This is a genomic window from Paludisphaera sp. (assembly GCF_037189885.1).
In the GTDB taxonomy this organism is placed as follows: Bacteria; Planctomycetota; Planctomycetia; order Isosphaerales; family Isosphaeraceae; genus Paludisphaera.
Genome location: NZ_JBBCIR010000054.1, coordinates 116,809 through 139,157, shown reverse-complemented (window position 1 = coordinate 139,157; position 22,349 = coordinate 116,809). Strand labels below are relative to the sequence as shown.

Annotated in this window: 20 protein-coding genes; 7 read left to right on the top strand and 13 right to left on the bottom strand. The window is 71.8% G+C overall.

What is annotated here, in order from left to right; genetic code table 11:
• Positions 1–26: 26 nt before the first annotated feature.
• Together WG209_RS16140 and WG209_RS16135 are read right to left on the bottom strand one after the other, a co-directional pair.
• A complete protein-coding gene (locus WG209_RS16140; RefSeq protein ID WP_337176098.1) occupies positions 27–1,403 on the bottom strand; it encodes a carbonic anhydrase/acetyltransferase in 1,377 nt (458 codons plus the stop codon).
• A gap of 110 nt (positions 1,404–1,513) precedes the next feature.
• On the bottom strand, positions 1,514–2,086 hold the full coding sequence (locus tag WG209_RS16135; protein WP_337176097.1) for a hypothetical protein: 573 nt from the start codon (positions 2,084–2,086) through the stop codon (positions 1,514–1,516).
• Between the two features lie 145 nt (positions 2,087–2,231).
• On the opposite strand from WG209_RS16135, the gene WG209_RS16130 reads away from it, so the two are divergent.
• Positions 2,232–2,531, top strand: a complete 300-nt coding sequence (locus WG209_RS16130; protein WP_337176096.1) for a hypothetical protein — start codon at positions 2,232–2,234, stop codon at positions 2,529–2,531.
• Positions 2,528–2,944 (top strand): HNH endonuclease signature motif containing protein, encoded by a 417-nt coding sequence (locus WG209_RS16125; RefSeq protein WP_337176095.1) that lies wholly within the window; start codon positions 2,528–2,530, stop codon positions 2,942–2,944. The genes WG209_RS16130 and WG209_RS16125 overlap by 4 nt, the downstream gene beginning before the upstream one ends.
• A gap of 31 nt (positions 2,945–2,975) precedes the next feature.
• On the opposite strand, the gene WG209_RS16120 is transcribed toward WG209_RS16125, so the two are convergent.
• The 4 genes from WG209_RS16120 to WG209_RS16105 form a co-directional block, all read right to left on the bottom strand.
• Positions 2,976–4,325, bottom strand: a complete 1,350-nt coding sequence (locus WG209_RS16120) for a sulfatase-like hydrolase/transferase (RefSeq protein ID WP_337176094.1) — start codon at positions 4,323–4,325, stop codon at positions 2,976–2,978.
• A gap of 23 nt (positions 4,326–4,348) precedes the next feature.
• Positions 4,349–5,284, bottom strand: a complete 936-nt coding sequence (locus WG209_RS16115) for a ketopantoate reductase family protein (protein ID WP_337176093.1) — start codon at positions 5,282–5,284, stop codon at positions 4,349–4,351.
• 554 nt (positions 5,285–5,838) lie between these two features.
• The gene (locus WG209_RS16110) at positions 5,839–6,471 is read right to left on the bottom strand and encodes a hypothetical protein (RefSeq protein WP_337176092.1); all 633 of its coding nucleotides are present in this window, start codon (positions 6,469–6,471) and stop codon (positions 5,839–5,841) included.
• Positions 6,461–6,961 (bottom strand): RNA polymerase sigma factor, encoded by a 501-nt coding sequence (locus WG209_RS16105; RefSeq protein ID WP_337176091.1) that lies wholly within the window; start codon positions 6,959–6,961, stop codon positions 6,461–6,463. The genes WG209_RS16110 and WG209_RS16105 overlap by 11 nt, the downstream gene beginning before the upstream one ends.
• A 473-nt stretch (positions 6,962–7,434) precedes the next feature.
• Between WG209_RS16105 and WG209_RS16100 the strand changes: the two genes are divergently transcribed.
• Positions 7,435–8,196 (top strand): hypothetical protein, encoded by a 762-nt coding sequence (locus WG209_RS16100; RefSeq protein WP_337176090.1) that lies wholly within the window; start codon positions 7,435–7,437, stop codon positions 8,194–8,196.
• A gap of 25 nt (positions 8,197–8,221) precedes the next feature.
• Here WG209_RS16100 and WG209_RS16095 read toward each other — a convergent pair whose 3' ends face one another.
• The 6 genes from WG209_RS16095 to WG209_RS16070 all read right to left on the bottom strand — a co-directional run bounded on the left by WG209_RS16095 (position 8,222) and on the right by WG209_RS16070 (position 13,956).
• On the bottom strand, positions 8,222–9,475 hold the full coding sequence (locus WG209_RS16095) for a sulfate/molybdate ABC transporter ATP-binding protein (RefSeq protein ID WP_337176089.1): 1,254 nt from the start codon (positions 9,473–9,475) through the stop codon (positions 8,222–8,224).
• On the bottom strand, positions 9,472–10,383 hold the full coding sequence (locus tag WG209_RS16090; protein WP_337176088.1) for a sulfate ABC transporter permease subunit: 912 nt from the start codon (positions 10,381–10,383) through the stop codon (positions 9,472–9,474). Before WG209_RS16090 ends, WG209_RS16095 begins: the two co-directional genes overlap by 4 nt.
• Positions 10,373–11,209 carry a sulfate ABC transporter permease subunit CysT gene (gene cysT, locus WG209_RS16085; RefSeq protein ID WP_337176087.1) on the bottom strand — a complete coding sequence of 279 codons (837 nt, stop codon included), beginning with the start codon at positions 11,207–11,209 and terminating at the stop codon, positions 10,373–10,375. Before cysT ends, WG209_RS16090 begins: the two co-directional genes overlap by 11 nt.
• Before the next feature lie 3 nt (positions 11,210–11,212).
• A complete protein-coding gene (locus WG209_RS16080) occupies positions 11,213–12,274 on the bottom strand; it encodes a sulfate ABC transporter substrate-binding protein (protein WP_337176086.1) in 1,062 nt (353 codons plus the stop codon).
• Between the two features lie 106 nt (positions 12,275–12,380).
• Positions 12,381–13,388 (bottom strand): DUF1559 domain-containing protein, encoded by a 1,008-nt coding sequence (locus WG209_RS16075; protein ID WP_337176085.1) that lies wholly within the window; start codon positions 13,386–13,388, stop codon positions 12,381–12,383.
• Positions 13,389–13,476: 88 nt separating this feature from the next.
• Positions 13,477–13,956: a hypothetical protein gene (locus tag WG209_RS16070; protein ID WP_337176084.1), complete on the bottom strand. Its 480-nt coding sequence runs from the start codon at positions 13,954–13,956 to the stop codon at positions 13,477–13,479.
• A 336-nt stretch (positions 13,957–14,292) separates the two neighbouring features.
• On the opposite strand from WG209_RS16070, the gene WG209_RS16065 reads away from it, so the two are divergent.
• The 4 genes from WG209_RS16065 to WG209_RS16050 all read left to right on the top strand — a co-directional run bounded on the left by WG209_RS16065 (position 14,293) and on the right by WG209_RS16050 (position 21,402).
• Complete coding sequence (locus tag WG209_RS16065) at positions 14,293–15,843, top strand: sigma 54-interacting transcriptional regulator (protein WP_337176083.1); 1,551 nt, start codon at positions 14,293–14,295, stop codon at positions 15,841–15,843.
• Between the two features lie 303 nt (positions 15,844–16,146).
• A complete protein-coding gene (locus tag WG209_RS16060) occupies positions 16,147–16,839 on the top strand; it encodes a DUF1294 domain-containing protein (RefSeq protein ID WP_337176082.1) in 693 nt (230 codons plus the stop codon).
• Between the two features lie 79 nt (positions 16,840–16,918).
• Positions 16,919–19,654, top strand: a complete 2,736-nt coding sequence (locus WG209_RS16055; protein ID WP_337176081.1) for a bifunctional acetate--CoA ligase family protein/GNAT family N-acetyltransferase — start codon at positions 16,919–16,921, stop codon at positions 19,652–19,654.
• 728 nt (positions 19,655–20,382) lie between these two features.
• Positions 20,383–21,402, top strand: coding sequence for a hypothetical protein (locus WG209_RS16050; protein ID WP_337176080.1), 1,020 nt, complete (start codon positions 20,383–20,385; stop codon positions 21,400–21,402).
• 47 nt (positions 21,403–21,449) lie between these two features.
• Here the strand turns inward: WG209_RS16050 and WG209_RS16045 are convergent, their stop codons facing one another.
• Entirely contained in the window at positions 21,450–22,325 is an 876-nt protein-coding gene (locus WG209_RS16045; RefSeq protein ID WP_337176079.1) for a hypothetical protein, read from the bottom strand.
• Positions 22,326–22,349: the final 24 nt, after the last annotated feature.

Here is a 22,349-nt window from a genome sequence, read left to right as displayed (position 1 = left end):
GCCCCCGCGCGGGTCGTCGGGCGCGCTCAGCGCGAGACGTGGCCGACGAGGACGCCGTCGACGTAGATCGCGCCGGCGGGGATGGTCGTCCCCGCCGGGAAGTCCGAGTTGAGCAGGTAGGCCATCGGCCCGACGACGGTCCCGGCGCCGAGCGAGGTCCCCCGGACCACGGCCCCCGCGCCGATCGAGACGTCGTCGCCGATGATCGCGTTCGTCCCCGCGGCCCCGCCGAGGATCACCGACCCGGCCCCGGCGGAGAACCGCTGGCCGATGGCGAGCGCCCCGCCGCCGGGGGCGTTGATCGTGACGCCCCGGCCCGTCCCGGCGATCGAGCCGATGGCGATCGGCCGGCCCTGGTCGGCGCGGATCGAGTTCCGCCGGCCCAGGCTCGCCTGCGCCAGGCGGGCGCGCTGGGAGATGGAGGCGTCGCCGGTGGCCCTCGCCGTGAAGTTCGGGAGCGAGGCCCCGACCAGCCCGCGACTGGGCGAGGGGAACCGCGGGGTGGGGCCCGGGGGGAGGTAGCGGGTGGAGGCCGTCGGCGAGCCGGGCTGGTTGTTGGAGCCCGTGATCGCGGCCAGGTTGCCGTTGAAGACCCCCAGCCTGCTGTTGGCGACCCCGGGGCTGGGGCCCGTGACGGACTGACCCTGGTACAGCGTGACGTAGCCGGCCTTCAGCGAAAGGTTCGCCGCGAGCGACCCCTGCAACGCGGCCCGGTCGGCGTCCGTCGCGGGCGTCACCTTCCCGAGCGCCGGGTCGGACGCCTCGGCCTGGGTCGTGACGTTCGCGCCGGGCAGGACCCTCATGCCCGAAGGGATGGCCACGCCGGGGCCGACGCGGGCGAGGGCCGAGACGAACGCCCCGGCTTGGACGGTCCCGCCGTCGATCACGGCGCCGGGGCCGATGGACGTTGGCAGGGCCCCCGCGCCGAACTCGCCGACGACCGCCGGCCCGTTCACCGTCGCGCCGTAGCCGACCTCGACCTGATCGCCGATGAAGACCTCGGGGACGCCCGCCCCCCTGGCTTGCGTGGGGTTCGCGACGATCGCGGCGTTGTCCAGGATGACCGTCCCGCCGCCGACCTTGACGACGCCGCCGGCCGCGTCCAGGATCGCGTACGGGCCGACGAAGCTCCCGGCGCCGAGGATCACCGCGTAGCCGTTGAGGATGCACGCCGACGGGTCGATGTACGTGGCGGTGGCGGCGGGCGCCCCGTAGGGCAGGACCGGCGTGTTCGGGCGGACGGCCGGATAACCCAGGGGGTCGCGCAGCAGGGACCTCAACTCGGCCGGCGAGAGGTAGCCGGGCCAGGAGTCGGCCGACATCAACCGGCGATCCTCCAGGAACTCGCCCAGGGGACGGGCGGCCGTCGAACGCCTCCACGCGCCTCGCGATCGTCTCGACATGGGATCATCCGTGATCGTGCTCGACGCCTCGGCTCCGTCCTCGGCGTTTCCTCGATCTCCTATATCGTCCCGACGTCGCGATCCTCGTGAACTTCCCCCGCGACCGGCGTTCAGGATGGCCAGTTGACGGCGCGGAGGACGACGAGGCCGAGGTCGTCGCGGGCGAACTCGCCGCCGACGTAGCAGGGGGACGACAGCTTGAGCCGGGAGAGGCGGCCGCGCTCGACGAGGGAATTGGCCACCCCCTGGAGGAGGACGGCGACCTTGCCGGTGGGGTCGGGCTCGCCGGGCTTGCGGTGTTCGAGGAAGTAGGGCTCCCAGTCGGCGAAGTGGACGCGGGCGAAGTCGGCGAAGGCGAATTCCGCCGTGGTGGGGGAGTGGGCGGCGATCGGCGTGCGGTGCATGTGGAAGCCGGCGTTGCGCCAGCCGTACTCGGTGGAGAGCGTCCGGGTGCGGGTCCGGACGGCCATCGCCTCGTGCCGACGGGCGCGGGCCATGCCGTTGGCGAGCGTGTCGAACGCGAGGACGACCTCCCCGAAGCACTCGCCGACGGCGAGGGCCAGGAACGAGCAGCACTCCGCCGGGTGCTCCTTCGAGAATCGGTCGACGGCGGCCTCGCACGCGACCAGCAGCCGGGCCGAGGCCGCCGACCAGTCGGGTTCGGGTGGTGTCGCGGGGTCCATGTGGGGGGTGCGGTCCTGGTGGGGAATGTCGGCCGGCGTGGCGTGGAGGGGCGCGCGCGGCGTGGCGGCCCCGCTTCCACTCTACCCGCCCGGTCGGATACGATCGAGTCGATCGCCGAACAAGGTTCGTGTCCGGAGGACGAACATGGCCACCGCGACGAGTCGCCGCGAGGAGACCGAGGCGACGATCCTCGCCCGGGTGCTGGGGCAGGGCGGGGGGGGGTTCTCGCCCGAGCTGGCCCGCCACATCCTGGAGCTTGGCTTCAGCGATCGCGACAAGGCCCGGATGCACGATCTGGCCGAGCGAAACCAGTCGGACGCCCTCTCGCCCGCCGAGAAGGAGGAGTTGCTCGCCTTCGTCAAGGCGGGCGACATCCTGGCCGTCCTGAAATCCAGGGCCCGACTCGCCCTGAAGGCCGCCCCCGCGCGGCCCGAAGCTCCTTGAGCGCGATCGACGCCGAACTCGCCCGGCTCGTCCGAGACCGGGCCGGCGGCCGTTGCGAGTATTGCCGGATCACCCCGGCGTTCGACGATCGCCCCTTCGAAATCGACCATATCATCGCCCGCAAGCATCAGGGCCCGACCATCGCGGCCAACCTCGCCCTGAGCTGCTTCCGGTGCAATTCCTTCAAGGGTTCGGATCTCGCGGGCCTGGAGCCCGGAACTCGCAAGTTGACCCCGCTTTTCAACCCCCGGCGCCACAAGTGGGATCGGCATTTCCGCTGGCGCGGGGCCGTCCTGGAGGGCATGACCCCCATCGGTCGCGCCACCATCGCCGTCCTGAGGATCAACGACCCGCTCCGGGTCGAGTTGCGGGAGGCCTTGATCGCGGAAGGCGAGCACCCGGGGGCGGATTGACGCCGAATCCGTCGGGGTCCCGGATCGCGCCTCACGGCATCGCCCGTCGCCAGTCCAGGGCCATCCGGGAGAGCCGGCGGACCAGGTCGGGGCGGGCCTCGGCGCGGTCGTGGGACTCCTCGGGGTCGGTGGCGAGGTCGTACAGTTCGGCGCCCGAGCCGTCGTCGCGGACCAGGAGCTTCCAGTCGCCTTCGAGGATCGCGACGTTGGGGGAGCGGTCGTCCCCCTGGGGGTAGCCGAAGGATGTGGGGTTGCGGCCGTACTCCCAGAGGAGGGGCTTCGAGCGCCGAGGCTTCTCGCCGCGGAGGGCCGCGAGCATGTCCTCGCCGTCGGGTTGATAACCGGGGGGGAGGGGGGCGGCGGCGAGCGAGCAGAGGGTCGGGAAGAGGTCGACGGCCGACAGCACGGTCGCCGTGTTCGTCACGCCGGCCGGGACGATCCCCGGGCCCCAGGCGATGAACGGCGAGCGGACGCCCCCCTCGTACAGGCTCAGCTTGCTCCCGCGCAGGCCGCCGGTCCGACGGCGGTCGAAGGTGGGGAGCGGGCCGTTGTCGGACATGAACAGGACCAGCGTCGGCCGCGCCCGGTCCCCCTCGCGGATCGCGTCCAGCAGCCGGCCGACCTGCCGGTCCGTCTCGACCAGCACGCCGCGGAGCCGCGCCGGGGTCGCCCCCTTCGCGCGGGCCTTGCCGTCCTCGCCGATCTCCTGGTCCTCGGGCGTGGGGATCCAGGGGGTGTGGACGTCGTCCAGCCAGAGGTTCACGAAGCAGGGCCTGTCCGGGTTCCGGCCGAGGAATTCCAGCGTCCTGTCGACCATCCAGCGCGTGCGGTCCCAGCGCTTGACGGGGTCCCTGTCCGACCAGATCCAGTCGGTGGCGGTGATGTCGGGGTGGGGTTCGGGGCTCTCATAGGTGCCGAACCCGGCGTCGTAGCCGTAGGCGGAGAACTTCGGCGCGTCATGGACGTCGCGACCGCCGCCGAGGTGCCACTTGCCGACGTGCGCCGTGGCGTAGCCGGCCGCCTTGAGCGCCCGGGGGAGCGTGGGGGCGGCGGGGTCGAGGAAGTCGTCCTGGCCGCAGGCGCGGTTGCCGGCGCGGGTCTGGAGATAGCTGGTGATCCGCCACCGAGCCGGGAACTGGCCGGTCAGCAGCCCGGCCCGCGACGGGGAGCAGATCGGCGAGGCCGAATAGTACCGCGTCAGCCGGACGCCCTCGCGGGCCATGCGGTCGATGTTCGGGGTCCGAGCCAGGTCGCCGCCCTGGCAGGCCAGGTCGGTGTACCCCATGTCGTCCGCGTAGACGATCACGATATCCGGCCGGGCGTCGTCGCCCGTCGCCATGGCCAGACCCGCCGCGATCGCCAGCACGCCCAGGATCGTCATCGCTCCACCCTCTTTCGTTTCAATCAATCGGCCGCCCGGGCCGCGCGGTTGGCCTGGGCGTTGATGGCGACCAGGGCCGCTTCCAGCAGGGGGGCGGAGAGGCCGACGGCGCGGCCGCGGAGCAGGAGGTCGCCGAGGATGTGGTCGGCCTCGGTCGGGCCGCCGCGCTCCAGGTCGGCGAGCATGGACGCGACGAGGGCCGAATCCGGGTCGGTCAGCCGGCCGCGGGACATCGCCAGGAACGACTCCGACGGCGCGCGGCCGTGGGCCTCGGCGATCGCCCGGCATTCGTCGAGCATCGCGAGGACGTGACCCGTCCCGCCGGCCCGCGCGATGTCGCCGATCGACGCCCGCATCAGGCAGGTGATCCCGGCGAGGGCGGCGAGGAACACCCACTTCTCCCACATGGCGAGCGTGACGTCCGGCGCGACGACCGGCTCGAACCGCGCCCCCTCGAACGCGGCGGCGACGCGCCGGACGGCGTCGCCCTGCGCCGGGGAGCGGGCGCCGAAGGTCAGGCGGTGCACGTCGCTGAGGTGGGCGATCCGGCCGCCGTCCTCCAGCCTCGTCGAGATCAGGCAGAGGCCGCCCAGGACCGCGTTGGCCCCGAACCGGGCGTCGAGCGCCTCCAGGTGCCGCATGCCGTTGAGCAGAGGCAGGACGAGCGATCCCGGGCCGACGGCCGGGGCGAAGTCGTCCATCGCGCCCGGGAGGTCGTAGGCCTTGCAGGTCGCGACGACGAGGTCGAACGTCCCGCCGGACTTCAACTCGGCCGCCGTGACGACGGGGGTCGACGGGAGTTCGACGGAGCCCGACGCGCTGGCGATCATCAGGCCGGACGACCGCATCTTCCTGGCGCGGGCCGGCCGGACCAGGAACGTGACGTCCCGACCCGCCTCCAGCAGCCGCCCCCCGTAATACCCGCCGATCCCGCCGGCGCCGACGACCAGGATTCGCACCGCGTCCCTCCCACTCCCCCCGACATGCCGACGAGCCGCGACCGCCCGCCGTCCTCACCATACCAGGCCGCCCCGCCTGGAGGAATCGTCGCGTCGCCCCGCGGGAAGACCCGGCGGGAAGTTGGCTTCGTTCGTCGCCGCGCGACTTCCGGCGGTCCGACATTAAGTCATTACCGTATCGGATCTTGAGCCCAGAAAACCCTGGCTTCGTTCGTCATTTTCGAATGCGTCGCGCGGGAGTTCATCATGCCCTTCGCGCGCGACGATCCGGCGTGGCGCCGCGAGATTGTCGGCGCGGTGGGGTTCCGGCCGCGTCCTTCTCATCCGGCCCTTGGCCGTCTTTTCCCGCCAGGCGAGGAAGGCGGCGATGATGGCCAGTCCGAAGCGCGCCAGGGCCTTCGGTCTCGATACATCCAGATTGTCAAGGAGCGGGGAACATCGCGTCATTGACCAGGCTCCGCGGCCGACGCGCCGAGATTTCATGATTTCGAAACCACATCCGTCCACTGCCCGCCCGGAACAATCCTGTTCGCGGGCGTCGTCGCTACTCGGGGTCAGGAACTTGGAGAAGGGGGTGGCTCGTCCGATAGGCTCCGGAGCATCGCGGCGAGTTCCTCACGCCTCGGGTCAAGGATCGAGCGGACGGCCTCCTGGTTGATCCGGTAGATCCAGACGTTGACCGCCCCGACGAAGCCAATCACGAGGGACGTGGCGAAGAAGGCCATGATCATCGCCGCCACGCCCCCCCTCGACAGTTGCCAGAATGTCTGGCCGAAGAACACCAGGATCGGGACGCCCACGGGCAGTTGGTACCACCAGAACACGTTCCGCAGCAGCCAGATCTGGTGCTCGACATCGGCCATCGCGCCCTCCACGCCTCGGACCAGCGAGTCGCCCGGTCCCGCGCGCCGCTTCTTCTGGCGCATCCGGTCGATCGTCATGAACGCGGCGATCCAGAGGAGCCCCGGGATCACCAGGTACCAGGACCAGGGCAAGCCCATCCCGACCCCCATGGCGACCCACAACGGCAGCATCACCAGGCTGACGCCCACCTCGCGGACGTCCCGCAAGAAGATCATCCTCGCGAACTGGCGCTCGCCCCGGCGGAACTCTTGAACGAGCCGATCGGCGTCGAACTGCGGGTCGGGCTGCGACTGCCAGGCCGCTTGCAGGGGGTCACTCGACATCGGCCTTCTCCTTCATCAGCTCGCCCAGGGCCTTCCTCGCCCGGGTCAGCTTCACGCCGACGTTGCCCTCGGAGACGCCCAGCACGTCGGCCATCTGGCGGTAACTCAGGCCGTCCAGGTGGAGCAGGACGAGCGCGGCGTCGGCCCCGGGCAGCCGTTGGATGGCGGCGTAGAGGCGATCGACGAGGTCCGTGGGATGCTCCTCGGGGGCCGGCAGGTTATCCGGGAGGGGTCGTTGCCGGGTCCGCCGGCGGCGTTCCTTGCGGTGCCAGCCGAGGGCGGTGTTCAGGGCCACCCGATAGCACCAGGTGGTGGCGTTCGCCTCGCCCCGGAACCCCGGCAGGGACCGCCAGACCTGGAGCAGGATGTCCTGGGCCAGGTCCTGGCCGTCCTCGGTCGTGAGCGTGTAGGCGCGGGCCACCTTCAGGACGGTCCCGCGGTGCCCGACGAGCCACTCTCTGAACAGCTTGTCGGCGTTGTCGTCGGGCACTTCGCGCCTCCCTCTCCCCCGTCCGAAGAGTTGGTCATTCGAGGCCCCGATTCATTACACGAAATCGTCGCCGCCAAGGACTTGGGAAGCGGCCCGACGCCCGCGCGTGATCATGCGACGCGGGAGCGACGGGACGCCGCCGCGCGTGGCGGCCGCTCCAAGCTCGAACGGGAGCCCGATCCACGCGACCTGTCGCTCGCTCATCTCCAAGCCGTCAATGACGGCCCCGACGATGGCGCGGCCCTCGTCCGAGAAGCTGCCCCAGATATGTTGGGGGATCGAGGGCGGCCGTTCCATGCGGCCGTGAGCGAGCACTTCGGGCCGTGGACGCCTACCGAACGTTTTTCCAGCCTCCCCGCGACGGTCGCGGAATTCGCTTGCGATCGGACCCCGGGAGACGCATCCTGGCGGGGCCCGTCGCGCCCGGCGGGGGCGCCGTCCCTCTCCCATCAGATCCGCGAATGTGAGCCGCCATGTCGACCAGCGACGCCGCCCCGAACGTGAGCCTCGACGGAACGACCCGAGACGAGCCCTCGGCCGGGCGGCTCGCCGCGTTCGCGCTGATCGCCGCGCTGCTGGCGAGCCTGGCGTCGTGGGGGGCGGTCGAGGCGGTCCACGATCGCCTCGAACCGCGAGCGGGGACGTTCAAGGGGATCCCCACCACGGCGGAGATGGAGGTCGCGGGGACCAGGCTGGCCGCCGACCTGGCGTGGCGGGGGTCCCTCGCCTTCGGGCTGCTGGGGGGATTGCTCGGCCTCGCGCTCGGCGCGGCCGGGGGCTTCGCCCGCGATCGGACGCGGGGGGGGATCGTCGCGGGGGTGGTGGGCGGGGTCCTGGGCGCCGCGGCGGGCGCGGTGTCGGCCCGGATCGGCTTCGAGCGGGCCCCGAAGCTCCTGCCTCCGATGATGGACGACCTCCTCGCGGCGATCCTGGCGCAGGGGGTCATCGGCGCGCTGATCGGCGCGGCGGCCGGGACCGCGCTGGCGCTGGGATCGGGCCGGGGCAAGGCCCGCGGCGCGATCGGCGGCCTGGTCGGCGGCGCGGCGGGGCTGGCGCTGCACCAGGTGATCGGCGCCGCGGCGTTTCCGCTGGCCGCCACGACCGAGCCGCTGGCCGCGACCCCGCTCGCGCGGCTCACGGGCCATGTCCTGCCCGCCGCGCTGGCGGCCGTCGGCGCGGCGCTCGCCCTGACCGCGGGCCCGCGGCGCCCCCGCTCGCCGGGCGAGGCCGCGTGAGCCGACGACCTCGACGGCGGCGCGGTCAGATCCCCGCGCCGTTCTCCAGGGTCAGGCCGATGGCGCGGTGGACGTCGACGGGGTCGAAGGAGCCGCGGACGCGGTCGTAGACGTTGAGGTGGCGGGGGGTGACGTAGACCTCGTCGCCGACCTCGAAGCCCAGGCGCAGGGCCCGGTTGCGGGGCGCCTCGATGTGCAGCGGGCGGTCCGGGGCGATGCGCAGGTCGAGCCGGACGACGCCCCCCAGCGGAGTGATGCGCTCGACGATCGCCGGCCAGTAGGGCTTGCCGTCGCGCGTGGCGTGGACGTCCAGGTCGTGGGGGCGGACGTAGGCCTCGGCGTGCTCGGCGGGGGGTCTGTCCAGCCAGTCGGACGGGCCGCCGCCGACCGAGCCGGCCTTCAGCGAGCCCAGCGGCAGGACGTTGATCGCCCCCAGGAACCCGGCGACGAACGGGTTGGCCGGCTGCTCGTAGAGCGTCTGCGGCGGGCCGATCTGCTGGACCTTGCCGTCGGCCAGGACGACGATCTGGTCGGAGACCTCGAACGCCTCGCGCTGGTCGTGGGTGACGAACAGGCTGGTGACGTGGACCTCGTCGTGCAGCCGCCGCAGCCAGGTGCGCAGCTCGTCGCGGACCTTGGCGTCGAGCGCGCCGAAGGGCTCGTCCAGGAGCAGCACCTTGGGCCGCGGCGCCAGGGCGCGGGCCAGGGCGATCCGCTGGCGCTGGCCGCCGGAGAGCTGCGAGGGGTAGCGGTTGGCGTAGCCGCCGAGCTGGATCAGGTCGAGCAGCTCGTCGGCGCGGCGGCGGACCTCGGCGCGGGGGACGCCGCGGATCTTCAGGCCGAAGCCGATGTTCTCGCGCACGGTCATGTGGCGGAACAGGGCGTAGTGCTGGAAGACGAAGCCGACCCCCCGGCGCTGGACGGGGAGGTCGGTGGCGTCCTCGCCGGTGAGCATGACGCTGCCGGAATCGGCCGTCTCCAGCCCGGCGATCGTCCGCAGGATCGTGCTCTTGCCCGACCCCGAGGGGCCCAGGAGCGCCACGAGCTGCCCGGACTGCACGCTGAACGAGACGTCGTCCACGGCCTGGAACGAGCCGTACTTCTTGGAGAGCCCACGGACCTCGATCGCCACTGTCTTTTCCCCGTTCCCCGGCCTCCCGGCCTCGCCCCAGGGCGCCGGCCACGCCCCTCGATGGTACGAAAGGGACGGCCTCGTCGCCAGGCTCGCGCGACCCGTCCCGGACTGCTCGTCGACGTCGACGTAAGGCCCGGCGCTCATGGCTCCACCTCCCTGGCCCCCTCCAGCCGATGCCGGAGCAGATCCATCCCCACCAGGAGGAGGAACGACGCCGCGGCCAGGACCAGGCTGGCGGCGTAGGCCCCCTCGGGGTGGAAGCTGTCGATCCCGTCGGCGATGTAGAGCGTGGCCGTCTGGGTGCGGCCGACGACGTTGCCGGAGACCACCAGCACCGCGCCGAACTCGCCCAGGCAGCGGGCGACCGTCAGGGTCACGCCGTAGGCGACGCCCCAGCGGATCGAGGGGAGCGTCACGCTGCGGAACGTCCGCCAGCGGCCGGCCCCCAGGGTGTACGCCGCCTGCTCGTACTCCTCGCCCAGCTCGCGGAGGATCGGCGACAGCTCGCGGACCACGAACGGCACGGTCACGAACATCGTGGCCAGGACCATCCCCGGCAGGGCGTAGATCACCTGGAACCCCCGAGCCTCCAGCCAACCGCCGATCGGGCTCTCGGGCCCGTACAGGACGATCAGCATCAGCCCGGCGACGATCGGCGAGACGGCGAACGGCAGGTCGACGATGCCGTCGATCAGCGTCCGGCCGAAGAACCGCTGCCGCACCAGCACCAGCGCCATCACGATCCCGAAGACCGTGTTGACGACCGTCGCGATCAGCGCCAGCCCCACCGACATGACGAACGCCCGCTTGACCTCCGGCTCGGCCAGCGCCGCGGCCAGGGGCTCCCACCCGTTCGCGAACGCCTGCCGCACCAGCGCCGCCCCGGGGACCAGGATCAGGGCCGCGAACCAGACGAGCACGGCCGCGATCAGCAGCCGACGCCCCCAGGTCGACGCCGTCTCGCGCCCCTTCGCCGGCAGCTCGCCCGCGCGGGACAGGGGGACGATCTCCATTTTTTCCGGCGGCGCGGCCGGGGCGGATTCAGGAAGCATCGCGTTCCTCCCCCCGGCGTTGCAGGGCGTGGAGGATCACCAGGACCAGCAGCGACGCGGCCAGCAGGACGGCCGAGACCGCCAGGGCGCCGTCGCGGTTGCCGCTCTCGATCTCGCCGAAGATGTGGATGGGGGCCGTCCGGGTCAGCAGCGGCTGATTCCCCGCCACCATCACGACGCTGCCGTATTCCCCCAACGCCCGGCTGAACGCCAGGGCCGACCCGGTGAGGATCGACGGCCAGAGGGTCGGCAGGGTGACGCGGAGGAAGGTGGTGAAGGGGCCGGCGCCCAGCGTGGCGGCGGCCTCCTCCTCGGCCCGGTCCATCGCCAGCAGGACCGGCTGCACGCTGCGGATCACGAACGGATAGGTGACGAACAGCAGGGCCAGGATGATGCCCGGCTGGTCGTAGATCACCTTCCAGCCGCCGCGGGCCATGATCGCGCCCAGGACGCTGTCCGGCCCGTAGAGGGCGACGAGCATCAGCCCGGTGACGACGGTCGGCACGGCGAACGGCAGGTCGATCAGGGCGTTCACCAGGCCGCGCCCGGGGAACTCGTAGCGGACGAGCACCCAGGCGGTGGCCGTGCCGGTGACGGCCCCGACGAAGACCATGACGAACGCCGTGGTGAGCGTGAGCTTCAGCGCGTGCCAGGCGTAGGGCTCGGTTATGGCGGCCCAGAAGGCGGCCGGGCCGGGGCGGGCCGCCTGCCACGCCATCGCGACGATGGGCAGGACGACCATGATCCCCAGGTAGGTCAGCCCGGCCCCGCGCAGGGCCAGCTCGGGTCGCGCCCGGCGTCGGGCGGCGGATGCGCCGGCTTCCATGCCTCACTTCCCCCGGTTCTTCACGGCTTCCGCGGCGATCGTCGTCCACAGGCCGTTGGTGGAGTACAGCTCGTCCTCGAGCGTCGCCCATCCGCCGAGGTCGTCGATCGTGAAGACCTTCTCCGGCTCCGGACGGTCGGGCAGGGGCGTCGCCCCCGGCTTGACGGGCCGGAAGCCGTACTCGACGAAGATCGCCTGCGCCTCGTCCGAGCGGAGGAACTCCGCGAACGCCTCGACCAGCTCCCGGTTGCCATGCTTCTCGACCGACGGCCCGACGATGGCGGCGGGGCTCTCGATCAGCAGGGTCGCCGGGGGGATGACGTAGGGGATCGGGTCCTTCTCCTTGGCCCGCAGCAGCACCTCGTTCTCATACGTGACGACGGCGTCAACGTCGCGCGAGCGGGCGAAGTTGGCCAGGCTCTGACGGCCCGACTGGTCCATGTTCACCACGTTCGCCTGGACCTTCCCTAGCAATTCCCGCGCCGCGGCCAGGTCGGGGTTCGCCGCGTCCTTGGCCTTGGCCTCCAGGAACGCCGAGCCGTAGATGGCGTTGATGTTCCAGCGGGCGCCGCCGGACGTCTTGGGGTCGGGGTAGAGGACGCCGACGCCCGGCCTGGCCAGGTCGGACCAGTCCTGGATCCCCTTGGGGTTCCCCTCGCGGTGGCCGATGACGACCAGGCTGTGCGTCAGGATGCCGTTGTTCGGGCCGTCCTTCCAGTTGGAGTCGACCTTGCCGGCCTTGACGAGCAGTTCCATGTCGCCGGAGTGCGAGAGCACGGCGACGTCGGCGTCGAACCCGGAGGCGATCGAGCGGGCCTGGGCGCCGGAGGCGTTGTACGACTCCTGGAAGGTCGGCTTGCGGCCGGTCTTCTCCTCCCAGTGCTTCGAGAAGGCGGGGATGATGCCGTCGTGGAAGACCTCGCGGACGACCGAGTAGGCGCCGAGCTTCAGCGAGTCGCCGTTGCGGGCGGGCTCGCCGCCGCAGCCGACGACGAGGGCGGACACGACCGCGGCCAGGGCCGTCAGGCCGAGCCGGGCGAACGGGCGGGAAGGGCGAATCTCCATGAACGTCCTCGAGATCGGGCGGGAAAGGCTCGAAGCCGGCCCGCGCGGGATTCGCGCGGGCCGGCCCTATAGGAATAGTCGACAATTCGGGCGTCCGCCGTCCAGATCAATACTGGTCGGACGAGATCACCTCGCCCCCGGCGCGGGTCACCAGGGCGGCGAAGGTGGGGAGCGAGACCGAATCCTTGATGAATCGGACCGACCCGTCGCCCAGCAGGACGTTGATCCCGCCGGTGTGGAAGGAGAAGAGGGCGCCGGTCCCCTCGGTGACGTAGTAGGGATGCGGGAACGGCTGGCCGGCGACGTCCTCGCCGTTGGCGGCGTTGATGACCGCCCGGCCGGGGAAGACCGAGCCGTCGGCCGTCGAGCCGTTGAGCGTCACGTCGCTGGCGGGGCGGGCCCAGCCGCCGGCGTTGACGCGGTTCGTCGGGACCGTGCCGATCGTCCGGCCGCCGCGACGATACACGAGCGGGCGACCGGCCGATTCCACGAAGACGATGGTGTTGGAGAGGCCGTCGGTGGCGTCGGCCAGGCGGGTCTTCTTGTTCTTGACGATCAGCGACTCGGGCGGGGTCGAGCCGGCCGGGAACAGCCCGTAGGCGCTCAGGCGGGCGTCGATGCCGACGATCGGCGAGTAGTCGGTGATCGCGGCGATCGTCGGCGTCCAGCTCGCCGAGTACGGCTGGGGCTCCGGGATGCCGTCGAGCCGGGCGGGGTCGGCCGAGGACGAGGGGCAGGCCAGGGTGTTGATCCGCGTCTTGACCGCCGTCCAGTTGACCGGGTCGCCCCAGGTGATGTCGATGTTCACCGCGTTGTAGATCTGGGTCTGCTCCAGGTAGTTGAGCATGCCCAGGATCGCCGCGACGCGGGGGGCGTTGGTCAGGCCCGACGGCCGGATGCTGCTGGGGACGTGGCTGTTGACGTCGTGGAAGTTGTGGAACCCGATGCCGACCTGCTTCAGGTTGTTGACGCACTGGGCGCGGCGGGCGGCCTCGCGGGCGGCCTGGACGGCCGGCAGCAGGAGGGCGATCAACACGGCGATGATCGCGATCACCACCAAAAGCTCGATCAGCGTGAAGCCCCGGCGGGGGCGGCGGAGACTGGGACGATCCATCGTTCGATTCCTCGTTTCGATTCGGGCCTGTGTTGGTGTTCGGTTGCGCGTCGGCGTCGGTGTTCGGTGGACTGGGGCCTGTCGGCGGTCACTTCCTCGTGATCGCGAACGGCTCCAGGGCGTTGTCGGACTCGCGGATCGAGGCGGTCAGCGGCGTGCTGGACGCCTCGGCGTAGGCCTTCGGGACGACGTTCGGCCCCGGGACCAGGTCTTTCCCCTGCTTGACGGGCTTCATCCACTGGACCGTGACCGCGTAGTCGCCGGCCGGGGCCCCGTCCCCCTCGGTGGAGGTCGTCAGGGCGAAGGACCCGTCGGGTTGCACGGTCGCCCTCGGGCTGGAGGGGGTGTCGCCCTCCCGGGGGGGGGTCCGGGGATGGAAGACCACGAACGCGCCGGCGGCCGGCTCCCCCTCGAAGGTCACCTTCCCCGTCACCGGGAAGACCGGGACCTTCAGGTCCGCCCCCGCCTCGCTACACCCCAGCGCCCCCGCCGCCGCGACCATCGCCAGCGCCGCCCGCATCCCCCGCCATCGCCCGCGTCCCGTCGTGCTCGCGCTCGTCGCGTCCATCGTTCGCGTCGCCCTGAATGACATCGAAAGCCCCCCGACGTCGCTCCTCGGCCCTCTCCGGCGACCCATCGCGCCCGTCCTGGCGCGTCTCGATTTCAGGGTCCGCCGGCCGTCGAGGCTCATGCTCCACTTCTTCGGTAGGGATTGTCAAGAACACACGTCCCTAGAGCAACCGTGATGCCAAGATCGAATCCGGCCGCGAAACCCCGACCACATCGGTCGGGAATATCAAAATGGAGAATTTACCCTGTTCCCGGCACCACCAACCCGTGACATGCCACGGCACGGGCCATGATATTTCCTGGACACCTTGATATTTCCTGGGACAATAGGGCCATGAGCGATCTCGGCCTCTGGCTTCTGGACATCTGGCGGGTGGTATCGCGGCATCTCACGCTGTCGGAGACGCTGGAGGGGGCGTTCCCCCTCCTGGCGGGCCGCTTGCCGCTGGAGGCCCTGGTGATCCGTTCGGTGGACCGGGTGGGCGGGAGCGTGGAGACGGCGGCGATGGAGCGGTCGGCGGGGGGGGCGTCGGAGGGCGCGAGGACGCCCTTGGCGTCGGCGGACCTGGCGCGGCTCCTGGAGTGGAGCGGGCGCGGCGAGGTGCTGGCCGGCGACCGTCGGACGCTGGGGGCGCGGCTGCCGGGCCTGGTGCCCGGGGGGGTGGAGGGGTCGATCCTGGCCGCCGCCCTCGACCCGGAGCAGGGGGGGCCATGCGTCCTGCTGATGGCGACCTCGGCGCCGGGCGGGTTCGGGCCGGGGGGCCGCGACCTGGCGACGGCGCTGGTGGAGCCCCTGACGGTGGCCGTGGAGAACGACCGCCGCCTGCGCGAGCTGGTGCAGCTCCGCGAGGCGGCCGAGGCCGAGAATCGCAGCTTGCGCTCCCGGCTCGACCGCGACGGCGTGGCCGGGTCGATCGTCGGGGCCGAGACCGGGCTGCGCGAGGTGATGGAGCAGATCGAGCTGGTCTCCACGGCCGACGCCCCGGTCCTGATCCTGGGCGAGACGGGGTCGGGCAAGGAGGTCGTCGCCCGCGCGATCCACGAGCGTTCCCGGCGCGCGGCCGGGCCGTTCCAGCGCGTCAACTGCGGCGCCATCCCGTCGGAGCTGGTCGATTCCGAGCTGTTCGGCCACGAGAAGGGGAGCTTCACCGGGGCCGTCGGCGAGCGCAAGGGGTGGTTCGAGCGGGCCGACGGCGGCACGCTGTTCCTGGACGAGTGCGGCGAGCTTCCCCCGGCGGCGCAGGTGCGGCTGCTGCGGATCCTCCAGGACGGCCGCTACGAGCGGGTCGGCGGCGAGAAGCCGCGGCGGGTGGACGTGCGGATCGTGGCCGCGACGCACCGCGACCTGCACGCGATGGTCCACGACGGCCGATTCCGCCAGGACCTTTGGTATCGGATGGCGGTCTTCCCGATCCACCTCCCCCCGCTGCGCGAGCGCCTGGCCGACGTCCCCGCGCTGGCGGCGCACTTCGCCGCCCGCGCCGCGAAGCGGCTGGGGGTGCCCCACCTGACGCCGACGGCCGAGGACGTGGGCCTCCTGGTCCGATACCCCTGGCCGGGGAACGTCCGCGAGCTGGCCGCGGTGATCGAGCGCGCCGCGATCCTCGGCAACGGCGCGGGCCTGGACGTGGCCCGCGCCCTGGGCGTCCCCTCGGCCCCCCGGCCGACCCCGTCGATCCCGCCGCCCGCCGGCCCTCGCGGCGACGACGCCCCGTTCCCCACGCTCGACCAGGCCGCCGCCGCCCACATCGAGCAGGCACTCGCCCGCGCCGACGGCCGCGTCGAGGGCCCCCACGGCGCCGCCGCGCTCCTCGACGTCAACCCCCACACCCTCCGCTCCCGCATGCGCAAGCTCGGCGTGGAATGGTCGCGTTTCCGGCGGTGAACACGACTAGCAGGAACTCATGCGGTGACCCATGAGGCGACGAGGAACCACGGCGTCTTCCAAATCAGGATTCACCTCCTCCAGGCGTGGTTCGTCGCAGAACCGCGACACCCTCATCGCACACGCCCACGCAACCAATTATCAACACCGGACCATATGTATTGTTTGGCGATTCCCCGGACGGTCGCCGCGATGGGGGCGGAGCGTGATAGGATCTAGCGCGTCGCGCGTGGACTGGCCTCGGTCGCGGCCGTAGTCTGGGGGCGGGCGATCGGTTCCGGGTCGGGGGCGGGCGAGATGGGGATGATCCGCAACTTGGTGCGTCGCGAGGCCCAGACGTCGGCGTGGACGTGGGGGGTGTTCCACGGGACGCTGGCGGCCTCGGCGGGGGCGACGGCGGTGCTGGTGATCCTGTTGGTGGAGCCGCGGCTCCGCGACTCGGAGTGGCTGTTCAGCCACGAGGGGGCGTGGGCGATCTCGGCGGTCGTGCTGGGCCTCGGGATGGCCATGGGGATCGGGGGGCTGATCGTCCGGGCGTCCCGGGCGCTGGCCCACGAGTGCTCCATCCGCCGCGGGGCGGCCCCGGATCTCGCCGCCGGGAGCTGGCTGATGGCGATGCCGGCGCTGGCGATCGCCGCGGCGGCGACGTGGGCCTGGAGCGACCCGGCCGCCGCGGGCCTCGCGCCGCTGGCGTTGTACCTGGCGTGGAGCTGGGGCGCGAACGTCGTGGCCTTCATCGTCTACGGGGCCGACAAGTACGTCGCCGTCGAGCGCGGCTGGAGCCGCTCCGACGTCGGCCACCGGGTGCCGGAGCGCGTCCTGCAGGGCTTCGCGCTGGTCGGGGGCGCGCCGGGCTCGATCCTGGCCCAGCGGGTCTTCCATCACAAGACGTCGGTGGAGAAGCGCGGCTTCCGCGCGAGGGTCTGGGCGCTGGCCGTCGTCCACTACGTCGCCGTCGCGGCCCTGGCGGCGCTCTGGCTCGGCCGCGAGGGCTGACGAGACGGCCTCCTTCGAGCCGAGCGACCGTCGGGTTACGATGGGGTGGGGATCGGCTGGTCGTCGGGGGGTCGTCGCCATGAATCGGCTGTTCAAGGGGAGGATCACGGGGGAGGCGGCGGGGGAAAGGCCGCTGGACGCGATCTTCGCGCCGAGGACCGTGGCGGTGATCGGGGCGACGGAGAAGGCCGGCAGCCCGGGGCGCGCCGTGCTCTGGAACCTGATCAGCAACCCCTTCGGCGCGACGGTCTTCCCCGTCAACCCCGGGCGGCGGAACGTGCTGGGGATCAAGGCTTACCGCGACGTGGCGTCGGTGCCCGACCCGGTCGACCTGGCGGTGGTGGCGACCCCGGCGGCGACCGTGCCGGGGGTGATCTCGGAGTGCGCCGCGGCCGGGGTGAAGGGGGCCGTGGTGATCTCGGCCGGGTTCCGCGAGTCCGGGCCGGCGGGGGTCCGCCTGGAGGCCGAGGTCCTGGAGCGGGCCCGCACGGGGGGCCTGAGGGTGGTCGGGCCGAACTGCATGGGGGTGATGCGGCCCCCCATCGGCATGAACGCCACCTTCGCCCACGGCTCGCCGCGGCCGGGGAGCGTCGGCTACATCAGCCAGAGCGGGGCGCTGGACGCGGCGGTGCTGGACTGGAGCCGCAAGGAGAACGTCGGCTTCAGCGCGTTCGTGTCGGTGGGCTCGATGCTGGACGTCGGCTGGGGCGACCTGATCGACTACCTCGGCGACGACCCGCACACCAAGAGCATCGTCGTGTACATGGAGTCGATCGGCGACGCGAGGGCGTTCCTGTCGGCCTCGCGCGAGGTGGCGCTGACCAAGCCGATCATCGTCCTGAAGGCGGGCCGGACCGACGCCGCGGCGCGGGCGGCGGCGACGCACACCGGGGCGATGGTCGGCGGCGACGAGGTGCTGGAGGCGGCCTTCCGCCGGGTGGGCGTCCTGCGGGTGGACTCGATCGCCGACGTCTTCGACATGGCCGACGTCCTCTCCAAGCAGCCGCGGCCGCGCGGGCCGCGGCTGGCGATCGTCACCAACGCCGGGGGCCCCGGCGTGATGGCCGTCGACGCGCTGGTGGAGCACGGGGCCGAGCCGGCCGAGCTGTCGGCCGACGCCCTGCGGGATCTCGACGCCTTCCTCCCCGCCGGCTGGAGCCGCGGCAACCCCGTGGACGTCCTGAGCGACGCCGACCCGGAGCGCTTCGGCAAGGCGGTGGAGGCGCTGGCGCGCGACGACGGCGTCGACGGCCTGCTGACGATCCTCACCCCCCAGTCCGCCACCGACCCCACCGCCGTCGCCGGGCGGCTGCGCCAGCACGCCAAGGTGCTGGGCAAGCCGGTCCTCGCCTGCTGGATGGGGGGCGAATCGGTCGAGCGCGGGACCGCCGCGCTGAACGAGGCGGGCATCCCCACCTACCCCCACCCCGACGCCGCGGCCCGGGTCTTCGCCCTGATGTGGCAGTCGACCTACAACCTCCAGGGCATCTACCAGACCCCGACCATGCCCGCCGACGACGCCGCCTCCGGCTCGCCGCGCGACCAGGCCGCCGCGATCCTGGCCGCCGTCCGCCGCGAGGGGCGCGAAATCCTGTCCGAGGCCGAGTCGAAGCGCGTGCTGACGCTCTACGACGTCCCCGCCGTGCCGACCGTCGTCGCGACCACGGCCGACGAGGCGGTCGCCGCGGCCGAGGGCTTCGGCTGGCCGGTCGCCGTCAAGCTGAACTCGACGACCATCACCCACAAGAGCGACGTCGGCGGCGTGCGCCTCAACCTCTACGACGTCGACGCCGTCCGGGGCGCGTTCCACGCCATCGAGCGCTCCGTGACGGCCGCCGCCGGCCGCGACGCCTTCCAGGGCGTCGGCGTCCAGCCGATGGTCCAGCCCGACGCCGGCGTGGAGGTGATGCTGGGGAGCGGCCTCGACCCGCAGTTCGGCCCGGTCCTCCTGTTCGGCGCCGGCGGCCGGCACGTCGAGGTCCTCGGCGACCGCGCCCTCGGCCTGCCGCCGCTGAACACGACGCTCGCCCGCCGCATGATGGAGCAGACGCGCGTCCACGCGGCGCTCAGGGGCATACGGGGCCAGGCGTCGGTGGACATGGCGGCGCTGGAGCGCCTGCTGGTCCGCTTCAGCGACCTGGTGGTCGAGCAGCCGTGGATCAAGGAGATCGACGTCAACCCGCTGTTCGCCTCGCCCGACCGCCTGATCGTCCTGGACGCCCGGATCATCGTCCACGGCCCGCTGATCCACGCCGAGGACCTCCCGCGCGCCGCGATCCGGCCGTATCCCTCGCAGTACACGTTCTCCTGGACGTCGAAGAAGGGGGAGCCGATCACGATCCGCCCGATCCGGCCGGAGGACGAGCCGCTGCTGGTGAAGTTCCACGCCACGCTCTCCGACCGCAGCGTGTCGCTCCGCTACTTCCACGCGATGAAGTACAGCACGCGCGTCGCCCACGAGCGGCTGACCCGCATCTGCTTCATCGACTACGACCGCGAGATGGCCCTCGTCGCCGTCGCCAGGGATCCCCAGACCGCCGAGCGCCGAATCCTGGGCGTCGGCCGCCTGAGCAAGATCCGGGGGACCGACGACGCCGAGTTCGCCCTGATCGTCAGCGACGAATTCCAGGGCCGCGGCCTGGGCTCCGAACTCCTGCGCCGCGTGCTGCAAGTCGGCCGCGACGAGCGCGTCGCCCGCGTCGTCGGCGAGATCCTCCCCGAGAACATCGAGATGCTCCGCGTCTGCGAGCGGCTCGGCTTCAAGACCACCCGCGACCTCGAAGAGGGCGTCGTGCGGGCCGAGATGACGCTGTAGGCGAGGCGGCCCGCCGGCCTGAATTCGCGACGATCTCCGGGACGCCGGAAGCTCCACCAAATGGCTTCGTTCGCGCGCCACGGCCGCCGCCACCAGACACGCAAGCCAATCCCCGAGAACGCTTTATAGACAAACCGCGTTGGCTTCGTTCGTCGTTTTCGAAGTGGTTTCTCGCTCGCCGCCTCCCCCGGCGATCGGGAGGGACCGCCGACGCGGTGAACTCCGCCGGTCCATTCGTGGTTCGGATGAGCATCCCTTCTCCCCCCTGTGGGAGAAGGTGCCCCGGAGGGGCGGATGAGGGGGGCGCGACCGAGAGGCGTCGGCGCGGAGTCCCTCGCGGGCCGGGGGACGCGACGGCGGTCGCCCCCTCATCCGGCCTTAGGCCACCTGCTCCCACGAGGGGAGAAGGGGGGAGGCGCATCGCTCCGGCGAGGGTTTCCACCGGGTGCCGCCAGGAGGAGATGGGCTTGGCGAGCGCGGCTCCGGGCTCGGTTGCGTCGCTCGATTGCTTCCGGGATGTCAAAGAGCACGGTTATCGAACAACCCGTATGGTCTTGGGCAAGCCCGGCCAGATTTCAGGAATCCCGAGATTTTCTCCGATCGCGGCGACCGGCCGCCGAGGCCGAAGGGCGCGCCCGGGGACGATCTCGCCTGGCCGGATCCCCGACGGGGTGGTAGAACGCGGGCCGCCGCGTCCCCCTCCCCACTCCATCGAGGACCCGACGATCATGCGTCGCCTCGCCTTCCCGCTCCCCGTCCTGCTGGGACTGATCCTCATCCCGGCCGTCCCCGCGCGCGCCGCGACGGAAGTGAAGTTGGAGAAGGGCTACATCGCGGGGGTGGTGGAGAAGCTGCCGGAGGTGCCGTTCCGGCAGGAGGAGAAGTATCGCGGGTCGGTGCATTCCTTCCGGCTGGCGGGGATCGATCCCCACCAGCGCAGGCTGATGGCGGCGTTCACGGCGGAGGGGGAGTACAAGGCCCCGGCCTCCGGCCCGATCTCCGAGGCGACGTCGCAATCGAGGGACGGCTGGCGGAAGTTCCGCTTCGAGATCAAGGCGAGCGTCCACGTCGAGGCCGGCGTCGACGGCTCGCCCCGGTTCCGGGTCGAGGTGGACGAGGTCAAGCGGACGGAGCTTGAGGGGGTCGCCGGGCTGCTGGCGAAGCTGCTGGGCCGGCAGTTCGACGCCATCGCCACCCAGGTCGTCGACGGCCAGGCCGATTCGGTCAACCAGAAGCTCAACGCCGAGATCATGAAGCGCGCCGCGATGTACAAGGACTTCGGCGTCCTGTGCGGCATCGACTACGACCGCGAATTCGTCGCGCTGAAGTTCGACCTCACGCGACTCGACCGCCAGGGGATCCTGGGCTACGTCCTCGTCGGCCCGCGCGAGGGCTTCGCGCCGCTCCACCGCTGGCTCAACGCGCGGACCGGCGGCCACCGCTACACGCTCTCGCCGACGATCGACGTCCCCGGCGCCTACGCGCTCGAAGGGATCGCCGGCCACGTCCCCCTGGCCGACACGCCGGGCGCGGTCCCCGTCGAGCTGTTCCGGGGCCGCGTCGACCACCTCTACACCACCGACCCCGCCGCCGAAAACATCCGCCCCCGCCTCTTCGTCCGCGAGGGCGTCGCCTTCCACGTCCTCGCGGAGCCGATCGACGGCGCCGTCCCCCTCTACCGCTTCAACGACCCCCGCCGCGGGCTGCACTTCTACACGACGCATCCCCACGCGGAGTTCGCGAAGTAGGCGGGACGGGTCCAGCGCGACGAACGGAGCGCGAGCCGCCTCTGAGGCTACCGAGCGCCGACGATATCTGACCACCGCTCGAGGACATGCTCCACCTTCCGTGTCACCCAGGGCGTCGGGTCCGACGCCGCATAGTCGCGGAGACGCCGCGCCGCCCGATCGAAAGGGACGGGATCGAGGAGCTTCGGGTCGACCTCCTGGATGACCGGAGACTCGCTGTCCCCGGCCATCTCGGCGAGGGCCCCGAGCGCGACCAGGCTCAATGGCCGGCCGCGCTCAAGCCACGCCTCGGCACGCGCCCAGGAGATTTCGGAGACGGTGGCGAGCTCATACCAAAAATCCCACGGAGGCCACCCAGTCCCCTCGGGCCCTCCGAGTTCGACGGCGTGCGCGTGGCGTTCGATCCAATCGAGGGGTCGTCCCGTCTGGAAGGATTTCAGCATGAAGAACGCAACGTCCGCCAGGCCCTTCTCCGGCGCTCTCTCCAGGGCCTTGACGGCGACATCGAAAGCCTCGTCCTCGGGGACTAACTCCATCAACGCGTCGACATGCCCCTGCAAGACGCGATAGTGGAGGGTCTCCCACAGGCCCAAGGTCCACTCGGGCTCCTGCTTCGGGCCGTAGTCGGACACGTCGAAGCCCAGGTAATCCAGGAGGATGAAGAGCCCTTCGACGAGTTCCACCTCGCGGTAATGACCGGCGATGGAATGTTCAATCTCCCATGATTGGAGGAGGAGGTCGTGGTTGTTCCAGCCGACCCGGAGGGCGAGATCGCGAAGCTCCGCGATCTCTCGCCGCTTGAGGCGCCGCGGCAACGGACGGCTCAGGGCCATGAGGGCGCCATAGCGCTCGACCGCCGGGACGAGATAATGGAACTCGGCGGGTAGGAGCGTCCAGTCGGGTCTGGGGTCCAGATCGGCCACGGTCCGTCCTCCCGCTCTCCTCGC

Excerpts from the sequence above, each read along its gene's own strand:
- WG209_RS16140 (WP_337176098.1), bottom strand. The coding sequence starts at position 1,403 with ATGTCGAGACGATCGCGAGGCGCGTGGAGGCGTTCGACGGCCGCCCGT.
- WG209_RS16135 (WP_337176097.1), bottom strand. The coding sequence starts at position 2,086 with ATGGACCCCGCGACACCACCCGAACCCGACTGGTCGGCGGCCTCGGCC.
- WG209_RS16130 (WP_337176096.1), top strand. The coding sequence starts at position 2,232 with ATGGCCACCGCGACGAGTCGCCGCGAGGAGACCGAGGCGACGATCCTC.
- WG209_RS16120 (WP_337176094.1), bottom strand. The coding sequence starts at position 4,325 with ATGACGATCCTGGGCGTGCTGGCGATCGCGGCGGGTCTGGCCATGGCG.
- WG209_RS16110 (WP_337176092.1), bottom strand. The coding sequence starts at position 6,471 with ATGTCGAGTGACCCCCTGCAAGCGGCCTGGCAGTCGCAGCCCGACCCG.
- WG209_RS16100 (WP_337176090.1), top strand. The coding sequence starts at position 7,435 with ATGTCGACCAGCGACGCCGCCCCGAACGTGAGCCTCGACGGAACGACC.
- WG209_RS16095 (WP_337176089.1), bottom strand. The coding sequence starts at position 9,475 with ATGAGCGCCGGGCCTTACGTCGACGTCGACGAGCAGTCCGGGACGGGT.
- WG209_RS16090 (WP_337176088.1), bottom strand. The coding sequence starts at position 10,383 with ATGCTTCCTGAATCCGCCCCGGCCGCGCCGCCGGAAAAAATGGAGATC.
- cysT (WP_337176087.1), bottom strand. The coding sequence starts at position 11,209 with ATGGAAGCCGGCGCATCCGCCGCCCGACGCCGGGCGCGACCCGAGCTG.
- WG209_RS16080 (WP_337176086.1), bottom strand. The coding sequence starts at position 12,274 with ATGGAGATTCGCCCTTCCCGCCCGTTCGCCCGGCTCGGCCTGACGGCC.
- WG209_RS16075 (WP_337176085.1), bottom strand. The coding sequence starts at position 13,388 with ATGGATCGTCCCAGTCTCCGCCGCCCCCGCCGGGGCTTCACGCTGATC.
- WG209_RS16070 (WP_337176084.1), bottom strand. The coding sequence starts at position 13,956 with ATGGACGCGACGAGCGCGAGCACGACGGGACGCGGGCGATGGCGGGGG.
- WG209_RS16065 (WP_337176083.1), top strand. The coding sequence starts at position 14,293 with ATGAGCGATCTCGGCCTCTGGCTTCTGGACATCTGGCGGGTGGTATCG.
- WG209_RS16060 (WP_337176082.1), top strand. The coding sequence starts at position 16,147 with ATGATCCGCAACTTGGTGCGTCGCGAGGCCCAGACGTCGGCGTGGACG.
- WG209_RS16055 (WP_337176081.1), top strand. The coding sequence starts at position 16,919 with ATGAATCGGCTGTTCAAGGGGAGGATCACGGGGGAGGCGGCGGGGGAA.
- WG209_RS16050 (WP_337176080.1), top strand. The coding sequence starts at position 20,383 with ATGCGTCGCCTCGCCTTCCCGCTCCCCGTCCTGCTGGGACTGATCCTC.